Source organism: Paenibacillus sp. P4_A7, from assembly GCF_056402455.1.
Window position 1 is genome coordinate 1 of the sequence record NZ_JBFUHJ010000271.1, and the last position, 7,522, is coordinate 7,522.

A 7,522-nucleotide genomic window follows, 5' to 3' on the forward strand; every position below is an offset into this window, starting at 1 on the left:
GAAGTAAACCGCTTGTTTGGGGTCATTTTGCGTATCAAGTTGAATTCATAAAGGGGTATGAGACTTATGACACGAAAAAAACTAATTGAGGTTAGCAGGACGCTAGCCAAGGTTGCTATAGGAGAAGCTTATGCTGATCTAGTTATTAAGAATGGTACTTTAGTTAATGTATATTCAGGCGAATTACTTGAGTATATGGATGTCGCGATTGCTGCTGGTAGAATTGCGTATGTAGGGAACGCAGATCACACGATTGGTCAGCAAACAGTCATTATCGATGCGTCAGGTAAGTATATTTCACCAGGACTATTAGACGGTCATATGCATGTTGAGAGCACCATGCTTTCTGTTACTGAATTTGCTAAAGCTGCTTTAGCAAAAGGAACGACAGGGATCTTTATGGACCCTCATGAAATTGCGAATGTCTTTGGTACAGAGGGTGTAAGGCTGATGCATGAAGAAGGCCAGCAGCTGCCTCTTAAAGTATTTACGACTTTCCCATCCTGCGTTCCAGCGACGGATGACTTGGAAGATGCAGGCGCAACCTTAGAAGTAAACGATATTAAAGAGGGTTTGCTATGGGACAATGTGGTCGGACTGGGCGAGGTCATGAACTTCCCGGGTGTCATATACGGTGATCCGAAGATGTGCGGCGAGATTAATGAAACGATTGAGAGTGGTAAAACGGTAACGGGCCATTTTCCAAGTGATGATGATCGTATGCTGCAGGCTTATATTGCATCAGGCGTAACTTCTGATCATGAGACGATAACACGTGAGCAGGGTCTACATAAGGTGCGCCTCGGTATGCATCTGATGATTCGCGAAGGCTCAGCTTGGCATGATGTCAAAGAGGTTATTAAGGTCGTAACTGTGGATAAGGTGAACACGGACAATATATCCTTGGTGACGGATGATGTAAATCCACAAACCTTAGTAGAGAAAGGCCATCTCAACCATGTGGTTCGCCGTGCGATTGAAGAGGGCGTGAGTCCAGTTACCGCTATACAGATGGTCACGATTAATGTGGCGCGTTACTTTAAGCTGGAGAAGGATCTGGGCAGCATTACACCAGGCAAAATGGCTGACATTCTCATATTGGATGATCTACAAAGGATCGAGCCAACAACTGTCATTACAGATGGTGAAGTGGTTTATGATCAAGGGAAGCTTGTTGTTGAATTTCCTACGTTTATATATCCCGAGCATATCCGCAATTCGGTCAATATTAAGCGTGCGTTAACTGCTGAAGATTTTAGACTGGCAAGCCGGAGCAATCAGAATACAACGCAAATCAACGTCATTAAAGTGATTGAAAACAGCGCGCGGACTGAGAAAATGACTGCTGAACTCGCGGTTGAGCAGGGGATCATTCAGCCTGACGCTGAGCAGGATATTATCCGTTTGGCTTGCATCGAGCGGCACCGTGGAACGGGCCAGATTTCATTCGCCTTTACGCATGGATTCCAATTGAAATCAGGCGCTGTAGCGTCTACCGTAGCGCATGACAGCCACAATCTACTTGTAATGGGTATTAATGAGGAAGACATGGCATTCGCAGCCAATGAGCTTGTTAAGCTTGGTGGCGGAATGATCGTTGTTGAGAATGGCAAGGTGCTTGCTCAAGTACCGATGACGATCGCGGGACTTATGTCAGATCAGACGTTGGTTGAAGTTGTCAAACAGGTTACGGAACTGGAGCAAGCTTGGAAGCAGCTTGGCTGCTCATTAAATGCTCCGTTTATGACTTTCTCGCTCATTGCTTTGCCTGTTATTCCTGAAATTCGAATTTCAAACCGCGGGATTGTCGATGTTACACAGTTTAAGTTAATTGATGTAGAGATTGTTTGAAGTAAGGGATTAAGGATACGTCACTAAAAAAGCACCCTAATCTCGCCAAATGGCAAGATTAGGGTGCTTTTGCACGCGTACAAACGTTACGTGTTAATAGCTAACTTTTCGCTGATTACTGTTTGCGGTTAATGATCAGTTGTTAATGTCGCATTTGTTCATGATGAAGGAGATTTGATTTTCTAGCCGATTGATCGTTTCCTGCTGTTGCTGGTTATTGGCGTGTTGTCCTTGCAAAGCTGCGAGCTCCTGCTTAAGCTGATGAAGATCATCACTTGCTTGGGCGCAGTTGTAGTTGCTCTCGAGATTTTCAAGCATATTGAAATCCTCCATTCGGTTAGATATACTTCACTCCACTATTATGTTGGATTTCCTTTAACTTATTCAGTTTGAATCGTTTAGTGGTACAAGTTATAAATGGTTTTACCATGAGTTTTGTGATAGTATTTACATCTATATAGAAAGAGGATGTGAGCGATAGTGATCAACATTACGATTCCAACACCGGACGTTACGATTCATAAGCAGGACTCTCCTGTGTTAAGCAACATTTATGGTTTTACTGATTTCCACCTGATTTCAAGAGAAGTTGGCGGTATCTTTATGTTCTATAATAAGAAAGATGAGCTGCTTTTTGTCGGTAAGGCAAGGAAACTAAGACCTCGTATCAAAAAACATTTTGAGGATACTGTATCCCCAATGAAAATGTATAGAGACGAAGTCACTAAAATTGAGATCTGTTTGGTTGAAGATCCAGTTGAAAGAGAAATTTATGAAACCTACATCGTTAATGCGCATCGGGCGAAATACAATGTAGAAAAAGTGTTATATAAGTAAGAATGGGCGGTAAAAAGGCTGGCTATGACGATTGAGTCATTGACCAGATTTCTGTAAGCTTGATTTTTGGGCTTACAGCTGCCTTTTTAGTTGTTTTGAGGGCTGTAAGCTCGATCTTTGACCTAACAGCATGATAATCGCAAGATTATTGACGAAAAGGGAGGCTGTAAGCACGATTTTGGTGCTTATGCCTCCTTTTTTGGTTGATTTGAGAGCTGTAGGCTCGATATTCGAGCTTACAGCTACTATTTAGTTTGGGACGACACAGCCCACTTCACAGCAGCACGTAGTTACGATTGTGGAACCATCTCTACATATCCTTCGCCCAAAATTTCTTTATGCTCATACGCTTCGGGTGAAAGCTCCTTCGCAATAAATGAGTTAAGCTGGCTTGGCTCCAGGTCATACATGACCTCTATTTCCTTAGCAAACAACCGAACCTCTTTCTTAAGAAGCTTTGCTAGTGCCGGCTGCGGTTTTACTTGAAGCTCATCTGTCGAAGACAGAACCTGCTTAAGGCCGTCAACGTAGCTATCCAATGATCGCGCGCCGACAATTTTAACGCCTTTATTTTGCTCATTAATCATAACGATAGTTGGGAATCCTCGTGCACCCAGTTTACTCGCAAGCGCAAAGTCTTGATCAAGTAGCTCTTGACTCGCGGGCAGCCCAGCTTCTTTCACGATTTCTTCCCCATCCAGACCCATCTGATCCACAATTGCGATCAACACCGAATCTTCGCCAATGTTTTGATTAAAGGCAAATACAGCTTCTCTCGCTCGACGCAAGAAAACGTTAGCTGCATTCTCGTCGATTTTCTGAATGACTTTAAAAACGCGAGATGGTGGATACGAGGATTGAATCGGATTGTCGATCCATACTGTTCCATCAATTGGCATGCGCGAATGCTCGCCAACCTCCCGCCAGTGACCGGCAACATCGGATGGCTTACCAATGCCGTTTTTGACGTCCGCGAATCCTTCCCAGCCCTTCAGCAGCCCGCCCATAACAGTCTGAAAGTGAATATATTGTCCATACTGTTCGGTGAATCGCAGCAATACCGGCTCGAGCGCCCAGCAGTGTGAACAAATGGGATCTGTAACATAATAGAGAGTTATCTTTTCCTGCGGCTCATTAAAGTCGATAAGTGTCATTTCTTCCTCACCGCCAACTCCGCACACACCGGTTTCTAAATCACAGGCCATATTATTATTCATAATTGCTACCCCTTTTCATTAATTGTTTTCATTAATTGTTTTCATTCTTCTTTTTCACTAATTGTTGTGTATCTGGATCATAGCTCATATGCTGCTTCGCCCACGCTTGTATCGGCTGAAGCGCAGAGATAAGGGTTTGCCCTTTATCTGTTAATGCATAAGAGATGGAGACGGGCGTACTCGCCACTACCTTTTTCACGATTAACTCATGCTCGATCAGCTCAGATAACTTTGTTGATAAAGCTTTCGGCGTAATGTTTGGAAGATCCCGTTTCATTTCTGAGAAATGCGAGCAGCCATCCTCACATAGGGACAAATAATGGAGAATGAGCCCATTCCACTTCCGTCCGAGAATTTGGAGTGAGTATTCGAAATAGGGACATACATTCATTCTTTAATCACCTTCTTTATTACTTTATTATAGCGAGTATATTTAGTATATCAAGTCCGAATTTTATTTTATTGTGTATTTCCACATCCATCACATACGTTCTGCTTGCTTTAATAAATAATATTTGGGACAATACTAGACAGATGGTTAGATTCGGCTATAGATGCGGAGTAGGCGGGAATTAAAGCTTTGAAAAGAGGGTAAATAATGAGTAAACAATCCATTTATGGATTAACATTGGAACAGTTGACAGCATGGCTCATGGAGTATGGGCATAAGAAGTTTCGAGCATCACAGGTGTGGGACTGGCTTTATAGAAAACGTGTTACTGATTTCGCGGAAATGGTGGATGTGAATCCTGCGTGTATACAATTATTATCGGAGCATTTTGTCATCCAAACGCAGCATGAGCACTTAAAGCAAGAATCAGAGGATGGAACGATTAAATTTTTGTTCAAGCTTAATGATGGCAATCTCATAGAAACGGTATTAATGCGTCATAAATTTGGTCTGTCCGTCTGTGTGACGACGCAGGTTGGTTGTAATATTGGATGCAGCTTCTGTGCCAGTGGACTGCTCGCCAAGAGCAGGGATTTATCCAGCGGTGAAATTGTGGAGCAGATTATGAAGGCTCAGTTTCATCTGGATAAAGAAAAGCAGGGTGAGCGAGTAAGCCATGTTGTAGTCATGGGTATTGGCGAGCCATTTGATAATTATGAAAACTTAACTAACTTCATTCATGTTATAACGGATCATAAAGGCCTCGCTATCGGATCCAGACATATTACCGTATCGACTAGCGGTCTTGTTGACAAAATCTATGAGTTCACGGATTCCGATCTTAATGTAAACCTGGCGGTTTCTTTACATGCGCCAAACAACGAGCTTCGGACTCGAATTATGAAAATAAATCGTGCTCTCCCTATAGAAAAGCTTATGGAGGCCATTGATTACTATTTAGAAAAAACGAATCGCAGAATTACGCTGGAGTATATTCTGATGAAGGATGTCAATGATCAACGGGAGCATGCACTTGAGCTTGCGGAGCTAATCGGAGAAGGGACTAGACGCCGTCTAGCCAACGTTAACCTCATTCCGTATAATCCAGTAGATGAGCATGGTCAGTATCAGAGAAGTGGTCTAGACGCGGTACGCGCGTTTTATGATACGCTCAAGAAACAGGGAATTAGCTGCAGTGTTCGACTTGAGCACGGTGCGGATATCGATGCTGCTTGTGGTCAATTAAGAAGCAAGCAAATTAAAAAGACGAAAAAGGATCGTGCGGTAGTCAGTTAATTTAAGTCGCAGCTAGACAAGCACAGGTATAGGTTTCACTTCACATAGAGAAAAAGCGTATCCATCAAGGTGGATACGCTTTTTCTCTATGTGCCGGCTTGCCAGAGTAAGGGGATGCTCTAAGCCATTTCAGCCTACAAACGCAGCGGCAATGCGATAGATCTGCTGCTGAATGTCATCTCTGAGCTGATCGATAATTTGAATGTCTGTGAACGGAGCAATAAGCTGCTCTCGCTCATCCTGAAGCGCCTTAGCCTGTGTCAGATACTGTGTCGATTGCTTCATTTTGACGGAGTATCGTTCTTTGAATGCTAGTAAAGCCTCTGCATGTTCCTCGTCGGTTCCTGGCTTAATACAGCGCAGATACGTATCCACAATTTCGTCTGTGTCACGATCAGGAAAATATTCGTGAGGTGCTGTGCTGTCAAACATGGCAACGCCGAGCTCACGTACAATGATCATGTCTAAACTGTTCGGGTCAAAGCCGCAATGATAGATTTCAACGTCAAAGCCTCGGTCGCTTGCTGCGGCAGCTAACTTTTTCAACATAGTGGATTTACCGGAGCCTGCTCTGCCTTTGATGAGATATCTCTTCAAGCCCTCAGTCAGATTCGGGACAAAGTCAACTGCACCATTCGGAGTAGCAGCTCCTAGAAACCGATGATCAACTCTGCTTATTTTGTCCTGCTTATGTTCACCATATAAAATGTCTATATACTCCCATGTAAGTTCATCGGCCGCCTTGAAATTCATATTGGAAATGTACAGAGCTTCCCATTCATCATGTATGCGAAGAGCTTCAGCGAAACCGGAATAGGCCCGTTCGTAAGCCTGCTTGATTACATTATTTAGCGTATCAATAGCTGTTCCCTGAAGTCTAAGCTGCGCCTTGTCACAGATCTGAGCCCACTCCACAATATGTGTGGTTACCCCTTCGAGCTGTGGTTCTATAGCATGAGGAGCCACTCCTCCGACAATCCCGATTTTCAAAGCAGGAATAACTAACCCATCGAGCGAATCGTTATCAGAGGCGCAGTGAATAAACCAAATGTCATGACCATTGTCTGCCATTTGATTCCCTATAGCTTGTATCAAGGCCGACTTTCCTGTGTCAGGACCACCTTTTAAAATAAACAGATGCTCAAGTCCTTGTAAAGATGAAGGAAACAAGCTGGTGAAACCCCGAGCCGTATTGCCTCCAGCATAAAAGTTTTTGATGATTGCAGTCATTTTTTCACACCTTTCTAGGCTAATGTCTTGGTGCATACTTCATCGTATTACGTCCGAATGGAAAAGGTGCGAAAGTTTTATGCATGTTTCACTTTTAATTGGAAAAAATATGGGTGTAGGTGTACACTATATGAGGTCTAATTGAACAAGAAGAGGTGTATTCCGTATAAACAAGCAGAAAGTTTTCCATTATGAAAGCGCTGTAAACTATATTGTTATTATCGTTTCCTGGGTTATGGTGTTTATTTTATCGATAGGATTTCTAATTGAATATTTCAAAGGTACACGCACGATTGGGTTTGTACTGCCTATCATATTAACTGGTGTTCTCGCTGTTATGTCAGGCACCATTTTCTTTATAAAAAATCCCTTGTCACGATATGTTCGTTACACAACCTTCTGCGGGTTTTTCGTTATGTATATTTTTTATTTAATGACAGCAACTACTTCCGTTACATTCACGTTTATGTTTCCATTGTTAACGTTGTTTTGCATGTACCTCGATCGTTGGTTTATGTTTATAGTTAATTCACTTATATTACTTCTTAATGGGGTTTATATCGTACAAAAGTTTAACGAGACGGACAAGCAGGTAATGGGTGCGGCAGCCTATGATCAATTCACGACGACCATGCTGATTCATGTTATTGTGTTAATTTTATTTATGTCCAGCTTACTTGCTGTCGAGTATATTTTTAAT

The 7,522-nt window shown here is 42.7% G+C and carries 8 protein-coding genes; 4 read left to right on the top strand and 4 right to left on the bottom strand.

From position 1 onward, the window contains the following. Positions 1-66: 66 nt before the first annotated feature. Positions 67-1,851 (top strand): adenine deaminase, encoded by a 1,785-nt coding sequence (gene ade / locus AC1DWN_RS23255; RefSeq protein ID WP_477561278.1) that lies wholly within the window; start codon positions 67-69, stop codon positions 1,849-1,851. 135 nt (positions 1,852-1,986) lie between these two features. On the opposite strand, the gene AC1DWN_RS23260 is transcribed toward ade, so the two are convergent. After that, positions 1,987-2,169, bottom strand: a complete 183-nt coding sequence (locus tag AC1DWN_RS23260; protein WP_477561279.1) for a DUF2524 domain-containing protein — start codon at positions 2,167-2,169, stop codon at positions 1,987-1,989. 162 nt (positions 2,170-2,331) lie between these two features. Between AC1DWN_RS23260 and AC1DWN_RS23265 the strand changes: the two genes are divergently transcribed. After that, positions 2,332-2,688: a nucleotide excision repair endonuclease gene (locus tag AC1DWN_RS23265; protein WP_477561280.1), complete on the top strand. Its 357-nt coding sequence runs from the start codon at positions 2,332-2,334 to the stop codon at positions 2,686-2,688. 290 nt (positions 2,689-2,978) lie between these two features. On the opposite strand, the gene AC1DWN_RS23270 is transcribed toward AC1DWN_RS23265, so the two are convergent. After that, complete coding sequence (locus AC1DWN_RS23270; RefSeq protein WP_477561281.1) at positions 2,979-3,905, bottom strand: DsbA family protein; 927 nt, start codon at positions 3,903-3,905, stop codon at positions 2,979-2,981. Between the two features lie 31 nt (positions 3,906-3,936). Further along, a complete protein-coding gene (locus AC1DWN_RS23275) occupies positions 3,937-4,296 on the bottom strand; it encodes a winged helix-turn-helix transcriptional regulator (RefSeq protein ID WP_477561282.1) in 360 nt (119 codons plus the stop codon). A gap of 207 nt (positions 4,297-4,503) precedes the next feature. Here AC1DWN_RS23275 and rlmN point away from each other — a divergent pair, with 207 nt between their 5' ends. Continuing rightward, positions 4,504-5,592 carry a dual-specificity RNA methyltransferase RlmN gene (rlmN, locus tag AC1DWN_RS23280; protein ID WP_477561283.1) on the top strand — a complete coding sequence of 363 codons (1,089 nt, stop codon included), beginning with the start codon at positions 4,504-4,506 and terminating at the stop codon, positions 5,590-5,592. Positions 5,593-5,721: 129 nt separating this feature from the next. Here rlmN and AC1DWN_RS23285 read toward each other — a convergent pair whose 3' ends face one another. After that, positions 5,722-6,822, bottom strand: a complete 1,101-nt coding sequence (locus AC1DWN_RS23285) for a PRK06851 family protein (RefSeq protein WP_477561284.1) — start codon at positions 6,820-6,822, stop codon at positions 5,722-5,724. 235 nt (positions 6,823-7,057) lie between these two features. Between AC1DWN_RS23285 and AC1DWN_RS23290 the strand changes: the two genes are divergently transcribed. Then, positions 7,058-7,522, top strand: a 465-nt coding sequence (locus AC1DWN_RS23290; RefSeq protein WP_477561285.1) for a hypothetical protein, incomplete at its 3' end; no start/stop codon positions are given.